At 73.5% G+C, this 18619-nt stretch carries 12 protein-coding genes; 8 read left to right on the top strand and 4 right to left on the bottom strand.

Features of this window, described 5'->3' with window-relative positions; genetic code table 11:
• Positions 1-14: 14 nt before the first annotated feature.
• The 3 genes from araA to O7628_RS26410 all read left to right on the top strand — a co-directional run bounded on the left by araA (position 15) and on the right by O7628_RS26410 (position 7730).
• Positions 15-1520, top strand: a complete 1506-nt coding sequence (gene araA, locus O7628_RS26400) for an L-arabinose isomerase (RefSeq protein ID WP_278134621.1) — start codon at positions 15-17, stop codon at positions 1518-1520.
• A gap of 142 nt (positions 1521-1662) precedes the next feature.
• A complete protein-coding gene (locus tag O7628_RS26405; RefSeq protein ID WP_178064574.1) occupies positions 1663-2688 on the top strand; it encodes a LacI family DNA-binding transcriptional regulator in 1026 nt (341 codons plus the stop codon).
• 230 nt (positions 2689-2918) lie between these two features.
• Entirely contained in the window at positions 2919-7730 is a 4812-nt protein-coding gene (locus O7628_RS26410) for a family 43 glycosylhydrolase (RefSeq protein ID WP_278134623.1), read from the top strand.
• 98 nt (positions 7731-7828) lie between these two features.
• On the opposite strand, the gene O7628_RS26415 is transcribed toward O7628_RS26410, so the two are convergent.
• Positions 7829-9388, bottom strand: a complete 1560-nt coding sequence (locus O7628_RS26415; RefSeq protein ID WP_278134625.1) for a polysaccharide lyase family 1 protein — start codon at positions 9386-9388, stop codon at positions 7829-7831.
• A 340-nt stretch (positions 9389-9728) separates the two neighbouring features.
• On the opposite strand from O7628_RS26415, the gene O7628_RS26420 reads away from it, so the two are divergent.
• Complete coding sequence (locus tag O7628_RS26420) at positions 9729-10691, top strand: ion transporter (protein WP_278134627.1); 963 nt, start codon at positions 9729-9731, stop codon at positions 10689-10691.
• 75 nt (positions 10692-10766) lie between these two features.
• Here O7628_RS26420 and O7628_RS26425 read toward each other — a convergent pair whose 3' ends face one another.
• A complete protein-coding gene (locus tag O7628_RS26425; protein ID WP_278134629.1) occupies positions 10767-11786 on the bottom strand; it encodes a DUF1996 domain-containing protein in 1020 nt (339 codons plus the stop codon).
• A gap of 322 nt (positions 11787-12108) precedes the next feature.
• On the opposite strand from O7628_RS26425, the gene O7628_RS26430 reads away from it, so the two are divergent.
• The 3 genes from O7628_RS26430 to O7628_RS26440 all read left to right on the top strand — a co-directional run bounded on the left by O7628_RS26430 (position 12109) and on the right by O7628_RS26440 (position 14796).
• Complete coding sequence (locus tag O7628_RS26430) at positions 12109-12408, top strand: hypothetical protein (protein ID WP_278134631.1); 300 nt, start codon at positions 12109-12111, stop codon at positions 12406-12408.
• The gene (locus O7628_RS26435; RefSeq protein ID WP_278134632.1) at positions 12408-14057 is read left to right on the top strand and encodes an amidase; all 1650 of its coding nucleotides are present in this window, start codon (positions 12408-12410) and stop codon (positions 14055-14057) included. Before O7628_RS26430 ends, O7628_RS26435 begins: the two co-directional genes overlap by 1 nt.
• Positions 14058-14220: 163 nt before the next feature.
• A complete protein-coding gene (locus O7628_RS26440; RefSeq protein WP_074479109.1) occupies positions 14221-14796 on the top strand; it encodes an NAD(P)H-dependent oxidoreductase in 576 nt (191 codons plus the stop codon).
• Positions 14797-14915: 119 nt separating this feature from the next.
• Here O7628_RS26440 and O7628_RS26445 read toward each other — a convergent pair whose 3' ends face one another.
• Positions 14916-15845, bottom strand: coding sequence for a diacylglycerol kinase family protein (locus O7628_RS26445; RefSeq protein WP_278134634.1), 930 nt, complete (start codon positions 15843-15845; stop codon positions 14916-14918).
• Between the two features lie 146 nt (positions 15846-15991).
• On the opposite strand from O7628_RS26445, the gene O7628_RS26450 reads away from it, so the two are divergent.
• Positions 15992-17620, top strand: a complete 1629-nt coding sequence (locus O7628_RS26450) for an alkaline phosphatase D family protein (protein ID WP_278134636.1) — start codon at positions 15992-15994, stop codon at positions 17618-17620.
• 79 nt (positions 17621-17699) lie between these two features.
• Here the strand turns inward: O7628_RS26450 and O7628_RS26455 are convergent, their stop codons facing one another.
• Positions 17700-18527: an amidohydrolase family protein gene (locus O7628_RS26455; RefSeq protein ID WP_278134638.1), complete on the bottom strand. Its 828-nt coding sequence runs from the start codon at positions 18525-18527 to the stop codon at positions 17700-17702.
• Positions 18528-18619: the final 92 nt, after the last annotated feature.

Consider the following 18619-nt stretch of genomic DNA (forward strand, 5'->3'; position numbering starts at 1 on the left):
CGGAAGGCAACCCCATGACCAACCCATCCCCGGCCGCCGAGGTCTGGTTCCTCACCGGCAGCCAGGGCCTGTACGGCCCGGAGACCCTGCGTCAGGTGGCCGACCAGTCCCGGCAGATCGCGGAGCAGCTCGACGCCGATCCGGCCATCCCCGCCCGGGTGGTCTGGAAGCCGGTGCTCACCTCCAGCGCCGACATCCTGGCCGTCTGCCGTGACGCCGCCGTCCAGGGCGCGGTCGGGGTGATCGCCTGGATGCACACCTTCTCTCCCGCGAAGATGTGGATCTCCGGCCTGGACGCCCTGCGCACCCCGCTGCTGCACCTGCACACGCAGGCCAACGTGGCGCTGCCCTGGTCCGAGATCGACATGGACTTCATGAACCTCAACCAGGCCGCCCACGGCGACCGGGAGTTCGGGTTCGTGCAGACCCGGCTGGGGGTGGCCCGGAAGACCGTCGCCGGGCACGTGAGCAACCCGAGCGTCACCGCCCGCATCGCGGCGTGGACCCGGGCGGCGATCGGGCACGCGGAGCTGCGGTCGCTGCGGCTGGCCCGCTTCGGCGACAACATGCGCAACGTGGCGGTGACCGAGGGCGACAAGGTCGAGGCGGAGCTGCGCTTCGGCGTCTCGGTCAACACCTACGGCGTGAACGACCTGGTGGCGGCCGTGGACGCGGTGGCGGACTCGCGCATCGACGAGCTGGTCAAGGAGTACGACGACAACTACCGGCTCGTCGCCGAGCTGCGGGCCGGCGGCGACCGGCACGACTCCCTGCGCTACGCCGCCCGGATCGAGGCGGGCCTGCGCGACTTCCTCGACGCGGGCGGATTCCGCGCGTTCACCACCAACTTCGAGGACCTCGGCGGGTTGCGGCAGCTGCCGGGGATCGCGGTGCAGCGGCTGATGGCCGACGGCTACGGCTTCGGCGGCGAGGGCGACTGGAAGACCTCGGTGCTGGTGCGCACGCTCAAGGCGATGTCGGTGGGCACCACCGGCGGCACCTCCTTCATGGAGGACTACACCTACGACCTCACGCCCGGGCAGGAGGTCGTCCTCGGCGCGCACATGCTGGAGGTCTGCCCGACCATCGCCGCCGACACGCCCGCCGTGGAGATCCACCCGCTGGGCATCGGCGGCCGCGAGGACCCGGTGCGCCTGGTGTTCGACGCCCAGGCAGGGCCCGCGGTGGTGCTGGGGCTGGCCGACATGGGGGAGCGGTTCCGGCTGGTCGCCAACGAGATCGACGTGATCGTCCCGCCGCAGCCGCTGCCGAAGCTGCCCGTGGCCCGCGCGGTGTGGCGGCCCCGGCCGGACCTGGCCGGCTCGGCGGAGGCGTGGCTCACGGCCGGCGCGCCGCACCACACGGTGCTGTCGCAGGCCGTCGGGGTCGAGGAACTGCACGACCTGGCCGAGATGGTCGCCACCGAGCTGGTCGTCATCGACGCGGAGACGACCACCCGCCGGCTGACGAACGAGTTGCGGTGGAACCAGGCCTACTACCGGTTGGCCAGGGGATTCTGAGGCTCGACCGGTCGACCGTACGACAGGGCCATCCGGCGTGCTCCCCGAGGTGGGGGCACGCCGGACACGCCCTCCGCGCAGCGAGCCTGACCGCCCGTCTTGTTGATCACGACGGGCTACGATGGCCACGAGGGGAGTTGCCATGGGTCAGCAGCCGGCCGCACGCGCGGCGGTGATGAACGACGTCGCCCGGCTCGCCGGTGTCTCGCACCAGACGGTGTCGCGGGTGCTCAACAACCACCCCAGCGTCCGGCAGGAGACCCGCGAGCGGGTGATGCGCGCGGTGCACCAGCTCAACTACCGGCCCAACGCCCTGGCCCGGGGCCTGGCCGGGCGGCGCTCCCGGGTCATCGGCGTGGTCAGCTTCGACACCATCCTCTACGGCCCGGCGGCGACCCTGCTCGGCATCGAACGCGCCGCCCGCGCCGCGGGGTACGGCATCAGCATCGTCACCCTGGAGCAGCTCGACCGGGCCGGGATGCGGTCGGCCATCGACGCCCTCACCGAGCAGTCGGTCGCGGGGGTCGTCGTCATCGCCCCGATGATGACGGCGGCGGTGGCCGTGCACGGCCTGCCCACCGGCGTGCCCGCCGTGGTGGTCGAGTCGAGCGGCGGCGCCCGGGAGCTGCCGAGCATCTCCGTCGACCAGGTCGCCGGGGCCCGGCTGGCCGTGGAGCACCTGCTCTCCCTCGGGCACGAGACGGTGTGGCACATCGCCGGCCCCCGGGACTGGCTGGAGGCCCGCGACCGCGTCGACGGGTGGCGGCTGGCGCTGGAGCAGGCCGGGCGGTCCGTCCCCCCGGTCCTCGTCGGCGACTGGAGCCCCCGCGCGGGCTACGAGATCGGGCAGACGCTTGTCGACCGCCCGGACGTGACGGCCGTGTTCTGCGCCAACGACCACCAGGCGCTCGGCCTGCTGCGGGCGCTGCACCAGCGCGGCGTGCGGGTTCCGGAGGACGTCAGCGTGGTCGGGTTCGACGACATCCCCGAGGCCGAATACCTCTCGCCGCCGCTGACCACCGTGCGGCAGGACTTCGACGAGGTCGGCCGCCGCTGCGTGGCGGCCCTGTTGGAGCTGTTCGACGCCGACGGCCCGGCGGGGCGCTTCCCGCACCCGCAGGTCGAGCCGCAGCTCGTCGTGCGCGCGAGCAGCGGCCGGAGGGGCTGACCGCACGCCGCACGCGGCGCGCCGCCAGGGCCGTGCCGGCCTCCGCCGTGCCGTCCGGCCGCCCGGGCCCGCCGGCGGTGGCCCGGCGGTCGAACCGTCCACCGAAGTGATCTCTGTTAGCGCGCACATACCCAGCGTCGTGCCTGGTGGGCCCCTTGACTGCGGGGTTTCGTAGCGCCGAGAATTCGGGCTTGTTAACGCTCACACCCCCGCCACCACGAGGGAACCCCATGCGCGAAGCAGCTCCCCCGGAAACGCCATCCTCCTTCCCGCCCCGCTCCCGACGCCGCGCCCGGCCACTCGTCGCCGGGATCCTCCTCGCCCTGGTCGCCGGGCTGCTGCCCGCCACCGCCGCGCCGGCCGCCGCGGCCGACGTGACCGACGGCCTGCTGGTGCGCTACGACCTGACCCAGACCACCGGCACCACCGTCACCGACAGCTCCGGCCGGGGCAACGACGGCACGCTCACCGGCGGCGGCACCTGGACCGGCCAGGGGGGCCTCGTCCTCGACGGGGTCGACGACCACGTCAGGCTGCCCGACAACATCATGGCCGGGCTGTCGTCGATCACCGTCGCCGTCGACGTGCTCGTCGACCCCGCGCAGCAGACGCCGTACTTCATCTGGGGCCTCGGCAACCCGGCGACGTCGAACTCCGGCACCGGCTACCTGTTCACCAGCGGCGACGCCTTCCGCACCGCCATCACCACCACCAACTGGTCCGGCGAGAAGGTGACCGGCAAGGGCGCGAACCTCGCCCGGGGCGTGTGGAAGTCCGTCACCTACACGCAGACCGGCACCACCGGCACCCTCTACGAGGACGGCGTGCAGGTCGCGCAGAACACCGGCGTCACCGTGCTGCCCGGCGCGGTCGGCAACGGCGTCACGACCAACAACAACCTCGGCCGGTCCAACTACGCCGCCGACCGGTTCCTCAAGGGCCGGGTGGCCAACTTCCGCATCTACGACCGGGCGCTGGCCGCCGGCGAGGTGGCCGCCATCGCCCTGCCCGACGCCACCCGCGTCGCCGCCGACACCGCCGCCCTCGACCTGGGCGACCTCTCGGCCGTGACCGGGAAGCTCACCCTGCCCACCACCGGCACGTACGGCTCGGCGATCGCCTGGTCCTCCAGCGCCCCCGGCACGATCAGCGCGACCGGCGAGGTGACCCGCCCCGCCCCCGCCGACGGGCCCGCCACGGTCACCCTCACCGCGACCGTCAGCCGGGGTGGCAGCAGCGACACCAAGGCGTTCACCGCCACCGTCCTGCCCAACGAGACCGACCAGACGCGGGCCGCCGCGGCCGCCGCCGCCCTCTCGCTCGTGAACGCCGGCGACGTGCGCGGCAACCTCACCATGCCGAGCACCGGGAGCAACGGCGCGACCGTCGCCTGGCGCTCCGCCAGCCCGGACGTCGTCAGCCCCGACGGCATCGTCAAGCGCCCCGCGCACGGGGTGGGCGACGTCAAGGTCACCGTGACCGCGACCGTCACCGTCGGCACGGCCACCGCCGAGCGGGCCATCGAGCTGACCGTCCGCGAGCTGCCCGAGGCCGCCCCGTACGCCGGCTACGCCTTCAGCTACTTCACCGGCAACTCCATCGCCGGGGAGAAGATCTACTTCGCGGCCAGCCAGGGCAACAACGCGCTGCGGTGGACCGAGCTCAACGGCGGCCGGCCGAAGCTGGAGTCGACGTTCGGCACCCTGGGCCTGCGGGACCCGTTCCTGATCCGCAGCCCGGAGGGGGACCGGTTCTTCCTCATCGCCACCGACCTGTCCATCGGCCGCAACGGCAACTGGGACGTCGCCCAGCGCCAGGGCAGCCGTTACCTGGAGGTCTGGGAGTCCACCGACCTGGTGAACTGGTCGGAGCAGCGGCACGTCCTGGTTTCGCCGCCCGCCGCCGGCAACACCTGGGCGCCCGAGGCGTACTGGGACGCCGCCCGGGGCGAGTACCTCGTCTTCTGGGCCTCGAAGCTCTACGCGGAGAACGACCCGAACCACACCGGCAACACGTACAACCGGATGCTCGCCGCGACGACCCGCGACTTCGTCACGTTCAGCCAGCCGACGATCTGGCAGGACCCGGGCGACTCGCGCATCGACTCCACCGTGATCCGGGAGGGCGACACCTACTACCGGTTCACCAAGGACGAGGGCGGCGGCGGCACCGGCTGCTCGGACATCATCCAGGAGAAGTCGTCCTCGCTGACCGCCGTCGACCTGCCCGGCAAGCCCTCCTGGGCGGTGCTCGACTCGTGCATCGGCCGCGACGCCGGCACCTCCGCCGTCGAGGGTCCCACGGTCTTCAAGGCCAACCCCGGCGACACCTCCGGCTCGAAGTACTACCTGTTCGTCGACGAGTACGGCGGCCGGGGCTACATCCCGCTGGGCACCGACGACCTGGAGCACCCGGACTGGAAGGTGCCGGCCTCCTACGACCTGCCCGCCAGCCCCCGGCACGGCACCGTCATCCCGGTCACGAAGAAGGAACTCGACGCCCTCAACGACGCGCCGCCGCCGGTGCGCGCCAACGCCGACGGCGTCGTCGCCCACTACGCGCTCGACCAGGCCGGCGGCACCACCGTCACCGACGACTCCGGCAACGGCTACGACGCGAAGCTGGCCGGCGACGCGAGCTGGCGGGACGGCAGCCTCGCCCTCGGCGGCACCAACGGCCACGTGGCCCTGCCCGACGACATCATGGCCGGCCTCGACGAGATCACCGTGTCGATGGACGTCAACATGGCCACCGACCAGGCGACGCCGTACTTCGTCTGGGGCCTGGGCAACACCGACTCCGCCGGCGTCGGCAACGGCTACCTGTTCACCACCGGCAACAACTACCGCACCTCGATCAGCCTCGGCAACTGGACCGGCGAGCAGACCGTCACCGGCGGCAGCGCCGTCCCCCGGGGCGTGTGGAAGACCCTCACGTACACCCTGAACTCGGCCGGCACCGCCCGGATCTACCTCGACGGGGTGCGGGTCGCCGAGAAGACCGGCCTGACCCACCGCCCCGGCGACATCGGCGGCGGCCGGACCACGGCCAACTACATCGGCCGCTCCCAGTACGCCTCGGACAGGTATCTCAAGGGCCGGGTGCGCGACTTCTCCCTCTACAACCGGGCGCTCACCGACGGCGAGGTCGCCGCGCTGGGCGCCAACGGCACCAGCGTCGTGTCGGTGCAGCTCGACAGCCTCAAGGTCCCCGCGATCGTCGACGCCGCCAGCAGCACCATCACGCTGCCGGTCAAGCCCGGCACCGACGTGACCGCCCTCGCCCCGACGTACGTGGTCGCGCCGACCTCGACCGTCACTCCCGGCGGCGCGCGGGACCACTCGCAGCCGGTGACGGTCACCGTGACCAGCGCGGCCGGGGCGACCCGCGAGTGGACCGTGCGCACGGTGCAGATGCGCTCGCCGGTGCTGCCCGGCTTCAACGCCGACCCGAACATCGTCCGGTTCGGCGACACCTACTACATCTACGCCACCACCGACGGCTTCCCCGGCTGGGGCAGCTCGACGTTCACCGTCTGGTCGAGCCGCAACCTGGTCGACTGGACCGCGCACGACACGATCCTCGACCTCGGGCCGGACATCACCTGGGCCGACAGCAACGCGTGGGCGCCCGCCGCGATCGAGAAGAACGGCAAGTACTACTTCTACTTCTCGGCGCAGCAGAACATCGGCGTCGCCGTCGCCGACTCGCCGCTCGGGCCGTTCGTCGACCCCATCGGCAAGCCGTTGGTGAGCAAGGCCGACTACGGCAACGCCCAGCAGATCGACCCGGCGGTCTTCACCGACGACGACGGGCAGAGCTACCTCTACTGGGGCAACGGCACCCCGTACGTGGTCCCGCTCAACGACGACATGGTCTCCTACGACGTCGCCAAGCGGGTGCGGCTGACCGGCCTCACGGACTTCCGCGAGGGCCTGTTCATGCACAAGCGCGCCGGGACCTACTACCTGTCCTGGTCGATCGACGACACGGGCAGCGAGAACTACCGCGTCGGCTACGGCACCGGCACCAGCCCGCTGGGGCCGTTCACCGCCAAGGGGGAGATCCTCACCAAGGATCCGAGCCAGGGCATCCTCGGCACCGGGCACCACTCGATCCTCCAGGTGCCGGGCACCGACGACTGGTACGTCGCGTACCACCGGTTCGGGATCCCGGGCGGCGACGGCACGCACCGGGAGACCACGATCGACCGGCTGTACTTCGATGCGGACGGCGCCATCAGGAAGGTCGTCCCGACGCTGGGCAGCGTCGACCCGCTGCGCTACGAGGGCGGGCAGCCGAAGGCGACGGTCTCCGCCGCGGGGGCCGACGGGTGGTATGGCGCGGACGCCGCCCTGACCATCACCGCCGGTGACCAGGTGAAGCTGGTCGAGTACCAGATCGACGGCGGCGGCTGGTTCCCGTACCGCGAGCCGGTGGACCTGCCGGCGGGCAACCACCGCGTCGACTACCGGGCCCAGGGCGTCAACCTCTTCTGGAGCGACGTGTGGTCGCTACAGGTCAAGGTGGACGAGACCGCGCCGACCGTGCAGGCGTACCTGGTGGAGCGCAAGTTCGTGGTCAACGCCAGCGACGTCGACTCCGGCGTCGCCCGCATCGAGTACCGGATCGACAAGGGCGCCTGGCAGCCGTACCTGGCCCCGGCCCGGATCGACAGCTGCGCCCACGTGATCCGCTACCGGGCGTACGACGTGGCCGGCAACGTCAGCCGCGAGCGGGCCCTCAACGTGCCGGCGCTGGGCGACCCCGCCAGGGCCACCACGCTCCCGTCGATCAGCGGGACGGCCAAGGTCGGCAAGACCCTCACCGCCGACCCGGGCAGGTGGGACGAGAAGAAGCTCACCTTCTCCTACCAGTGGCTGCGCGGCGGCAAGGTCATCGCCGGGGCCACCGGCAGGACGTACGTGCCGAAGGCCGCCGACGTCGGGTACCGGCTCTCCGTGCGGGTGACGGCCACCCGCTCGGACCTGCAACCCGGCACGGCCACGTCGAAGGAGACCGCGAAGGTCGTCAAGAAGTAGCGACCGGGGCCGACCGGCCACCGCCGAAGGCCACCTCCCCCGGGACGGGGAGGTGGCCTTCGGCGCGTGTGCCGCCGTCGCCGCCGCGCGGCGCGGCGTCAGCCGGCGTACGTCTCGAACTCGGCGACCCGCGGCGTGCCGGTCGCGCCGGTGATCTCCAGGTTGATCTTCTTCAGCGAGGTGGGGCTGAAGGACACGACGCCCACCCCGTTGCTGCCCGAGGCGAGGACCGCCCCGGTGTCGTTGTTGACCAGCCGCCAGGATCGGATGACGCCGGTCGCGCCGGAGGCCTCGCGGATGTTCACCGAGCCGACCCGGACGGCGGCGTCCCACTTGACCGAGATCCGGCCGGTGGAGCCGGACGGCGACCAGGAGGTGCCCAGGTTGCCGTCCAGCACGTTGCCGTAGCTGCTGCCGTCGGCCTTGCTGGAGCCGTCCGCGCCGGCCCCGAGGCTGAGGTTCGTCCCGCCCGGGTTGGTCGGCCCCGGCGTCGGGGTGGTCGGCCCGGGGGTCGGGGTGGTCGGTGCGGGCGTGGTCGGGGCCGGGGTCTGCGGCGTGCAGCTGCCGTCGGACACCTGGAGGCCCTTGTTGGCCCCGGCCGTCTGGCGCACCAGGTTGGGCACGCAGCTGGCCCCGTCGAGGCGGTAGGAGTAGGGGATGCTGACGGTGGTGGTGGAGGTCGGGTTCGGCCCGGCGGGGTAGTTCTCGTTGCCGGGGCTGGACCAGGTCACGTTGTCGAAGACGTTGCCGGCGACCTGCCAGGTGCCGCGCTCGTTGGTGTAGAAGGTGCCCAGGACGTCCTTGGAGTCCTTGAAGTAGTTGTTCTCCACCTTGGCCTTCGCGCCGGCCCGGGAGTTGATGCCGGACTCGCGCAGGTTGACGTACGAGTTGTTGTACATGTGGGCCGTGGCGCCGCGCAGCAGCGGCGCGCGTGAGTCGAGGTTCTCGTACAGGTTGTGGTGGAACGTGATGTAGTTGTTCCCCAGGTCGCTCTCGCTGGAGCCGACCAGGCCGCCCCGGCCGGAGTTGCGCAGGATGCTGTAGGACAGCGTCACGTACTGCACGTTGTCCTTCATGTCGAACAGGCCGTCGAAGCCCTCCGCCTCACCGCCGGAGGCCTCCAGGGTGACGTGGTCGACCCAGACGTTGCGGACGGTGCTCTCCATGCCGATGGCGTCGCCGCCGTTGGAGGTGGGCGAGCCCGACTTCTTGACGTTCCGGACGGTCACGTTCTGGATGATGATGTTGCTGGAGTCGCGGATGTGGATGCCGAGCTGGTCGAAGACGGCCCCGCTGCCGACGCCGACGATCGTGACGTTGCTGATCTGCTTGAGCTCGATCAGGCCGGCGTTGGTGTTGCAGCTGTTGCCGGACACCTTGGCGGTGTTGCCGTGGTTGATGGTCCCCTCGACCTGGATGATGATCGGGGTGCTGCTGCTGGCCCGGGTGCACAGCGCCGTGTGGATCGCGGTCCCGGTGGTGGCCCGCACCGTCTGCCCGCCCGCGCCGCCGGTGGTCCCGCCGTTCTGGGTCGCGTAGCCGGTCACGCCGCCGGTCGCCGCCGACGCCTGGGGCGTCGGCAGCGCCACGCAGATCGCGGCACCGATGACCGTCGCGGCCACGGCCGCGTGGAGTCGCAGTGGGACTGGTCGTCTCATCCTCGCCTCGCCTTCGATGTGGTGCTGGAGGTGGTACGCCCGGCGACTGCCGGAGGCGACGAGGAGGCCCCCACCCTGGGACGTGGTCTACGGGAGCCCATCGCCGCCGACATGTCGACGGGCGGCGTGCTGCGTCTTCGTCGTGGCATTGGGAAAGCGCTTTCCGACACGAGGATAGGGATCGGTGAATGGGTATGGCAAGGACGTGTCCGCTTTGCGCACTAAAGCTCCCGGTGCCCACCGCCGCCACGTCGCCGGTCGTCGAACGTGGACACTTCGTGTCACCGGCCGACCACGACCGTCCAAGATCGCGTCGGGGCCGGCCCGGTAGGGTGGGGGAATGCTCGATGCGCCTCCGCCGGTGGCCGGCGGGGGGCCGTCGTCCCGAGGGACGGACGCGTCCGGCGGGGGTGGCGCGTCCGGCGGGGGGTCGGCGCCGGGCCGGGGCGCGGCGGGGCTGGCCGGGCGGTGCGCGCGGGTCGCCCGGTCCCGGCCCTTCGAGATCGCCATCGTCGTGCTCATCCTGGCCAACGGGGCGGTGCTCGGCATCGAGACGTACCCGCACCTGGGGTCGGCGCGGCCGGTGCTGCGCGGGCTGGAGTGGGCCTTCCGGCTCGCCTTCGTCGCCGAGATCGGCGTGCGGGTGCTGGCCTACGGCCGTCGGCCGCAGGACTTCTTCCGCCACGGCTGGAACGTCTTCGACTTCCTGGTGACCGCCGCGATCTTCGTGCCCGGCCTGCACGGCGACTCCGCGCTGCTGCGCGTCGTCCGGGTCGCCCGGATGCTGCGGCTGGTGCGCTTCTCGCCCGGCCTGCGGACGATCGTGGCGGCGCTGTGGCGCAGCCTGCCGGGCGTCGCCGGCTTCCTCGCGCTCGCCGGCGTGACGCTCTACGTGTACGGCATGGCCGGCTGGCTGATCTTCGGCCGGTCCCAGCCGGAGGAGTACGGCGACATCGGGCGGTCGCTGCTGACCCTGTTCGTGCTGCTGTCGCTGGAGACCCTGCCCGACCTCGTGGCGCAGGGGATGGCCCTGTCGCCGTGGACGCTGGTCTACTACGTCAGCTTCGTGATCATCACCGTCAACCTGCTGCTCAACATCCTGATCGCGGTCATCGTCAACTCCATGGAGGAGGCCCGCCGGCTGGAGATGACCGAGCGGCTGGCCCCGGACTACGACGCCGACGGCGACGGCGTGCCCGACGAGGTGGACCGGATCGCGCTCACCCAGCGGCTCGACGACCTGCGGGCCGTCATCGCCGAGCTGGAGCGGGAGCTGCGCATCGACCGCGACGACAGGTCGTAGGCCCGCCGGGCCGGCAGGCGACGACGCGGCGGCACGCGCCGGCCGGTGGGTCGACGCGCGCCGCCGCCGGGAGCGTCACTGCTGGATCGGCTGCCCGTCGTTGCCGCAGATGTAGCCGTCGACGATGCAGGTCTTCACCCGCCGGGCGAGCTCCGCCTCGTCCCAGGCGTTGAAGAAGTCGCCGTGGAAGGTGTAGCCGGGGGCGGTGGTGACGTTGGCCCCGTCGCGGATGCCGGCCAGGCTGAGCCCGGTGCCGCGCACGTCGTACGTGATGAGGAACTCCAGCCGGGGCACGGGCACCGGGTGGCTGGCCGGGCAGGTGCCGCCCACGCCGCCCAGGCCGAACGCCATGTGGCTCTTGTGGTCGGGGCTGTCCAGGTTCTTCCCGTCCCAGCAGGTCGGGAAGTCCAGGTACGTCTCCAGCTTGGACCCGGCGGGGCAGACCGGGAAGTCGCCGCTGGCGGCCGGGATGCCGACGCAGTTCCACCGGGCGGCGGGGTTCTGGCCGGCGCTGGTGGCGAGCGGGTTGCCCACCACGATCCGCAGGCCCTGGGGGTGGGGCTTGACGTTCGCCCGGTCGGTGAGGCCCTGGTAGTAGATCCGCACGCTCTGCGGCTTCTGCGCCACCCCGTTCTGGTAGAGCGTCGGCACCCAGTACGCGGACTTGTCGGCCACCGGGTTGCAGGTCGTCCCGCCGGCCCGCAGCGAGGTCAGGTCGGTGTACGCGTTGGTCGTCGTGTTGCCGAAGAACTCGTGCGTGTGCGAGGCGCCCGGGCGGCCCCACATGACGATCGGGTCGTCGCCTGCCCGGCCCTTGCTCGGGCAGTCGGCCCGGAACTCGGAGCCGCGCACCGGAGCGAGCTGGAGCTCCAGCGCGGCGGCCTCCTGCTCGGGGCTCAGCGCGTACGCGTGGCCGGCGTGGCCGCCGACGGCGGCCGAACCGCCGCTCGCCGCCCGCGCGTCGACGGCGTCCCGGTCGGCCAGCACCCCGCCCGCGACCAGGGTCACCAGCGCCACGGCCAGCGCGCCCGCGCGGCGCAGGCGCGGCGGGCGGGGGACCGGGTCGGCGGCGCGGCGCTCTCGGATGAACCGCATGCTTCCTCCTCGCCCGGCGCACCGGGCACCGGCCCGGGATCGCCGGGCCGTAGACGGGATGGGTGGGAGAGCGCTCTCTGACTCATTGATAACCGAACGCAGTCATGCCTGTCAATGTAAGTGACGGCGGCCCCGGTCCACTCCGGACGGTCGGCCGCCGGGTGGGCCCGGCGGTCGGGCGGGCCGGGGCAGCCCGTAGCCGCGCAGGTCAGCGGGCATAGACCCCCGTGGGTTCACCGCGTCGAGATCGACTTGACACGCCAGCGACACGGCCCGGTCCGACAGTGGGCGCAATCATCTCCCACCCCAGGAGGAGCACCCCTTGGCGCCAACCCCACCGACCGACGCCGAACTGGACGTCCTCATCCGCGCCCGGCTCGCGTCCCTCGGCATCGACCTCGACCAGCTCCCGCCCGGCACCACCGCCGACCCGCAGACCGGTTCCCCCGGCCGCGACTCCGTGCTGGCGTCCCTGCGGTCCTTCGTCCGTGGCACCGTCGGCACGCTGGCCGCGTACCAGCTGCCCGCCCCGGCCGGCACCGACCCCACCGTCGCCATGGCGCTGTCCCAGCAGCCCGCGCCGATGCTCTACCCCTCGATCAGCACGGAATGGCGGAAGTGATGAGCACAGCCCCCGTCGACCGTGGCGTCGACCGTCGAGCCTTCCTCGCCCGCACCGCCGCCCTGGCCGCCGCGTCGGCGGTCGGCGGCGCCGTCGGGCTGCCCGCCGTGGCCTCGGCGGCCGGTCCCGCCCGAACACCCCTGCTCGCCGCCGCCAAGTGGAACCCGGCGCTGGACGTGCCCAACGCCTACGTCAAGCCCCGCCCGGAGGCCGTGGCCGACCCCACCGAGCTCACCGTCGCCGAGGCGGCCTGGCTGATCCGCGCCGGCAAGCTCACCCCCGCCAAGCTGGTCGAGGCGTACCTGGCCCGCATCTCCACGTACGACGGCACCTACCAGGCGTTCAACCTGGTGCTCGCCGAGGCGGCGGCCAAGGCGGCGGCAGCCCTGGCGAAGAAGCCCCGGCGCGGCGCGCTGCACGGCATCCCGCTGGCGATCAAGGACAACTACTACACCGCCGGGGTGCCCACCACCGCCAACTCCTACCTGTTCGCCGACTTCCGGCCGCCGTACGACGCCACGGCGGTGTCCCGGCTGCTCGCCGGCGGGGCCATCGTGCTCGGCAAGACCCAGATGGGGCCGCTGGCCACCACCCGGGCCACCACCCCCGCCGGCGTGGTCACCACCGTCAACGCGTGGACCCCGACCAACAGCAGCACCGACCCCGGCGGCTCGTCCACCGGCACCGCGACCGCCGTCGCCGGGCGGCTCGCCGCCTCCGGCACCGGCACCCAGACCGGCGGCTCGATCACCGCGCCGTCCAACGCGCAGAACCTCACCGGCCTCAAGCCGACGATGGGCCGCGTCTCGCTGCACGGCATCATCCCGCTCAGCTACACCCGCGACCACCCCGGCCCGCTGGCCCGCGACGCCAAGGACGCGGCCATCATGCTCACCGCGATGGCCGGCGAGGACCCCGCCGACCCGCGCACGCAGGGGCTGCCCGGGGTGCCGAAGCTGATCGACGCGGCCACCCCGGCGTACTCCGGCGGCAAGCTGAAGCTGCGCTGGAAGACCCGCATCGGCGTGCTGCCGGGCTTCACCGCCGGCACCACCGAGACGGCGGCGGCGCGGGCCGCGTACCTGGCGAAGCTCGCCGCGATCCCCGGCGCGACCGTGGTGGACGTGCCGCTGCCCGACGAGTGGGACCTGCTCACCGGCAGCGCGTTCAACAACGTGCGGCTGCCCGAGCGCAGCGAGCCGTTCATGCCGTACCTGCGCACCGACCTGCGCGGCTTCGGCGTGTCCGTGACGGGCTGGCTGCAGGGCGCGCTGCTGGGCGCCGGCGAGTTCATCACCGGCCAGCGGGCCAAGCTGCTGCTCATGGAGCGGGTGCTCGACCAGCTCTTCGCCTCCTGCGACGTGGTGGTGCAGACCAGCCCGGTGCCGTTCGACATCCTCGGCCTGCCGGAGATCGCCTTCCCGATCGGGTTCACCGCCGCGGGCGTGCCGATCGGCACCATCCTCGGCGGCCTGCCCTACGGCGAGGACCGGCTGTTGTCGGTGGCGGCGGCGTACCAGGCGGTCACCGACTGGCACCGGCGGCGGCCCGCCGACCCGCCGGCGGCCCCGGCCGCCGCGGCGCGCGGCCTGGCGGCCCCCGCCGCCCTGCGGCTGACCGCCGAGGAGGTCGCCGAGCTGGCCCAGTGAACCCGTCGTCGCCGGCCCGCCCGCTCCGCCCGCTCGGGGCGGGCCGGCGACGACGCCCGCGAGCGGCCCCGCCCGCGCCCCGATTGACCTCAACCCTGGTTGAAGTCGTACGGTCGGCGGGTGGCCGTCGAGGGACGGCCCGTTGTCCCCTGTGGAGGATGCGTTGTCCGAGTCCCCGTACCAGTTGGCCGTCATCGTCGGGAGCGTCCGCGACGGCCGCTTCGGACCCGTCGTGGCGAACTGGTTCTGCCGGCAGGCGAGGCAGCGCGCCGACCTCGTCGTCGACCTGATCGACCTCGCGCACGTCCCGGCGGCGCTCGGCGGCGCGCCCGGGGCCGTGGCCCCGGACGAGGCGTCCTTCGCGGAGCGGATCGCCGCGGCCGACGCCGTCGTGGTGGTGACGCCGGAGTACAACCACAGCTACCCCGGGCCGCTGAAGGCCGCGATCGACTCGGTGGGCGCCCCGTGGCACGCCAAGCCCGTCGGCTTCGTCTCGTACGGGGGGATCTCCGGCGGCCTGCGGGCGGTGGAGCCGCTGCGGGTGGTCTTCGCCGAGCTGCACGCCGTCACCATCCGCGAGACGGTCAGCTTCGCCGGGGCCCACGCCTGCTTCGACGCGGCCGGCGAGCCGGTCGACGCCGGCCAGGTCGACCGCGCCGCCAGCGCCATGCTCGACCAGTTGGGCTGGTGGGCCGAGGCGCTGCGCACGGCGCGGGCGGCCCGACCGTACGGGTCCTGACCCCGGTCGGTGGCGCGCCCCGTCCGGCGCGCCACCGACCGGCTGCCATGGGTCCCCCGGCCGTGAGAAGGGAACCTTTCTCGACCGTATGCGTTAAGAGGGGGCCCTTCCTTGGCCGCTCAGCGGTCGGGGGCGTCGGCGGGGGCCATCACCCGTAGCGCGTTGGCGGCCAGCCCGATCCGGATCGGGGTCTGGCCGCACAGCTCGCCGTCCACCTCGACCCGCGCCGGCCGGTCGGTCTCCAGCCACAGCTCGCCGACGGCGAGGAACGGCGTCTCGGCGAGGGTGCGCCGGGCCCCCGTGGCGGCGTTGCGGGCGGTGTCCCGCAGCAGGCCGCGCCGGGTCGGGCCGCCGACCGGGTACGCCACCAGCAGCCGGTCGTCGGCGTCGGTGTCGACCGTGATCGGCCGGCCGGCGTGGAAGCCGCCGTTGGCCACGTAGAGCTGGTGGGTGTGGAACTCGTGCGTCGCGTCCCCGGCCCGCACCGTCGCCCGCAGCGCCCGGTGCCGGGCCAGCAGCGCCAGTGCGGTCGCCGGGTACGCGAGCCGGCCGGTGACCCGCTTGAGCGCGGGCGGCGTCCGCAGCATGATGTCGGCCGACATGCCCACCCCGACGTGGTTGGCGAACGGCACGTCGCCGGCCAGCCCCAGGTCGACGTCGATCACCTTGCCGTCGGCGAGGACCGCCACCGCGGCGGCCAGGTCCAGCGGGAGGCCGAGGGTGCGGGCGAAGTTGTTGGTGGTGCCCAGCGGCAGCAGGCCCAGCGCCACGTCGCGGTGCGCGAGCAGTCGGGCGGCGGCGCTCTGCGTGCCGTCGCCACCGCCCGCGACGAGCAGGTCGGGCCCGAGCGCCAGGGCGTCGGCGAGGCTGCGCTCCAGCTCGCCGGGGCGGTCGGCCGGATACTCCCCGAGCAGCTCGAAGCCCGCGCCGGTCAGCAGCGCCCGGGCGTGCTCGTAGAGGCGGCGACCCCGGCGGGAGCGGGCGTTGACCACCAGCGCCGCCCGCCGGTCGCGCCGGATGGCCGCGCCCAACTCCTGCTTCGTCCGCATGGCTGCCGACCCTATCTCCGCCGGCCGGAGATCGCGGTGGCCAGGCCGCCGCGTGGCGTGGGAACGGCCGACAGCCGGTGAAGGATCGGCGAACAGTGCCGAGCGGGGCAGCGGGCGGGACGGTGAAGACGGTAGATACGTGAGGCATGACGAACACCATCGACCGTCGTACCCTCCTGCGGCTGGCCGGCGCATCCGCCGGGACGGCCGTGCTCGCCGGCGCCACCCTGGCCGGCGCGGCCCCCGCCGGCGCGGCCGGCGGCGCGTTCCGGCACGGGGTGGCCTCCGGCGACCCGCTGCCCGACGGGGTCCTGCTCTGGACCCGGCTCACCCCCACCGACGAGGCGCAGCCGGGCTCCGGCGTCGGCCCGGAGGCGGAGGTGACCTGGCAGGTCGCCGCCGACCCCGACTTCGTGACCGTGACGGCCCAGGGCGCCCTGACCACCGGCCCGGCCCGCGACCACACCGTCAAGGTGGCGGTCACCGGCCTCGCCCCGGCGACGACCTGGTGGTACAGGTTCGGGTACGCGGGGGCGTGGTCGGCGACCGGGCGCACCATGACCGCGCCGCCCGCCGACGCCGACATCGACCGGCTCCGCCTCGGCGTGGTCTCCTGCGCCAACTGGGAGGCGGGCTACTTCTCGGCGTACCGGAACCTGGCCGACCGGGGCGACCTCAACCTCGTCGTGCACCTCGGCGACTACCTCTACGAGTACGGCACGGGCGAGTTCGACGCCGGCGGGTCCGTGGTGCGGCCGGTGCTCCCGGCGCACGAGGTGCTGACGCTGGCCGACTACCGGATCCGGCACGCGCTCTACAAGACGGACCCGGACCTGCAGGCGCTGCACGCCTCGGTGCCCTGGGTGATCACCTGGGACGATCACGAGGTGGCCAACGACCAGTGGTCCGGCGGCGCGGAGAACCACACCCCGGCCACCGAGGGCGCCTTCGCCGACCGGGTGGCCGCCGCCCGGCAGGCGTACGCCGAGTGGATGCCGGTGCGCACCGGCGCGGACGGGGCGATCTACCGCCGGCTGCGGTTCGGGCGGCTCGCCGAGCTGTCCATGCTGGACCTGCGCAGCTACCGGTCGCAGCAGGCGTCGGGCTCGGCCGTCGACGACCCGGCCCGGACGATCACCGGCGACGCGCAGATGTCCTGGCTCAAGAGCGGCCTGGCCGCCTCCACCGCCCGGTGGAAGCTCGTCGGCAACCCCGTGATGATCGCCCGGGTCGACCTCGCCACGCTGCCCGCCTGGCTGCTCGGCCCGATCGGCCGGCTGCTGGGCGTCCCCGAGAACGGCGTGGTGCTCAACCCCGACCAGTGGGACGGCTACAACGCCGACCGCAACGAACTGGTCGACCACCTGCGCGCCACGGGCACCCGCGACGTCGTCTTCCTGACCGGCGACATCCACACGTCGTGGGCCAACGAGGTGACCACCCGGGCCACGGGCACGTCCGACCCGGCCGCCGCGGAGTTCGTGGTCCCCTCGGTGACCAGCGACAACGTCAACGACTTCCTCGGCCTGCGGGAGGGCAACGCGCTCAGCGTCCTCGGCGCGGACCTGCTCCGGGCGACCAACACGCACGTGCGCTGGACGGAGCTGGACGGCCACGGCTACGGCGTGCTGGAGGTGACCCGGCAGCGGTGCCGGATGGACTGGTACCACCTGGCGGACCGGACCCGGCCGGGCAGCGCCAGCCGGTGGGTGGCCGGCTGGTCGGTGGCGGCCGGGTCGTCGGCGCTGCGCCGGGAGACCGCGCCGCAGGCGTGACCCGTCCCGGGGCGGGCGGGCGGCGGTCCGCCCGTCCCGCCCCGGCGCCGGCCACCGGGGCGGTCCGCCGGCCCCGGCGTCAGCGCCCGCGCAGGGCGCGGCGGAGGTTGCCGCCGAACACGTCGGCAGCCTCGGCGGCGGAGAGCCCGTCGAGCCCGACCGGCCGCAGGGCCTGGGCGAACGACACGTGGTCCAGGCTGGGGGAGAAGTCCGAGCCCCAGTAGAGCCGGCGCGCGCCGAAGCGGTCCAGCAGCAGGTCGACGAAGGGCCGGGCGGCGTCGTGCGGGTACGCCTCGGCCGGGTCGCTCACGGCGTACAGTCCGGAGACCTTGACCCCGACGTGCGGCAGGCGGGCCAGGTCGGTCAGCGGGGCGAGCCGGTCGGCGGCGGCCCGGGGAGCCGGCGCGGCGGGCTGCCGGCCGGGCAGGCCGAGGTGGCTGAACAGCACCGTGCACCCGTCGAGCGCGGCCAGCGCCGGCCCGAGCCGGCCGGTCGCCTCGGGGGTGGCGTTGAGGCTGACCACCGCGCCCGCGTCGTTGAGCGGCCCGGCGGCGCTGTGGGCCCAGCCGGCGAACGCGTCGGCCGCGTCCGCGTCCGGCAGGTACGCGGCGACGCCCGCGAACCCGGCCGTGCGCAGGCGGTCCAGCCCGGCCCGGTCGGTGCCGGTGACCGGAACGTAGGCCAGCGGCGCGATCCAGTCGTGGGCTGCCGCGAGCGCGGCGAGGTGCCGGTTGTTGCCGGCGAACTCCGGCGCGCCCTCGTAGCCGACCACGAGCGCCCGGCCGATGCCGTGTTCGTGGCGCAAAGTCCGGTAGACGGCCAGTTCGTCGCCCCCGGCGGGGGACCGTCCGTAGCGGCCCGGATACCCGTCGGCGAAGAGGTGCAGGTGTGCGTCGGCGCGTTCCATGGCCGGACCCTAACCGATTCCGAGCTGCCCATTGACGTGGGAGGACCCCTCGCTTAGGTTCTTGTCTCAATTAGGTCCGGATTATCGGACGC

It is taken from the genome of Micromonospora sp. WMMD956, from assembly GCF_029626125.1.
GTDB classification, from domain to species: Bacteria; Actinomycetota; Actinomycetes; order Mycobacteriales; family Micromonosporaceae; genus Micromonospora; species Micromonospora carbonacea.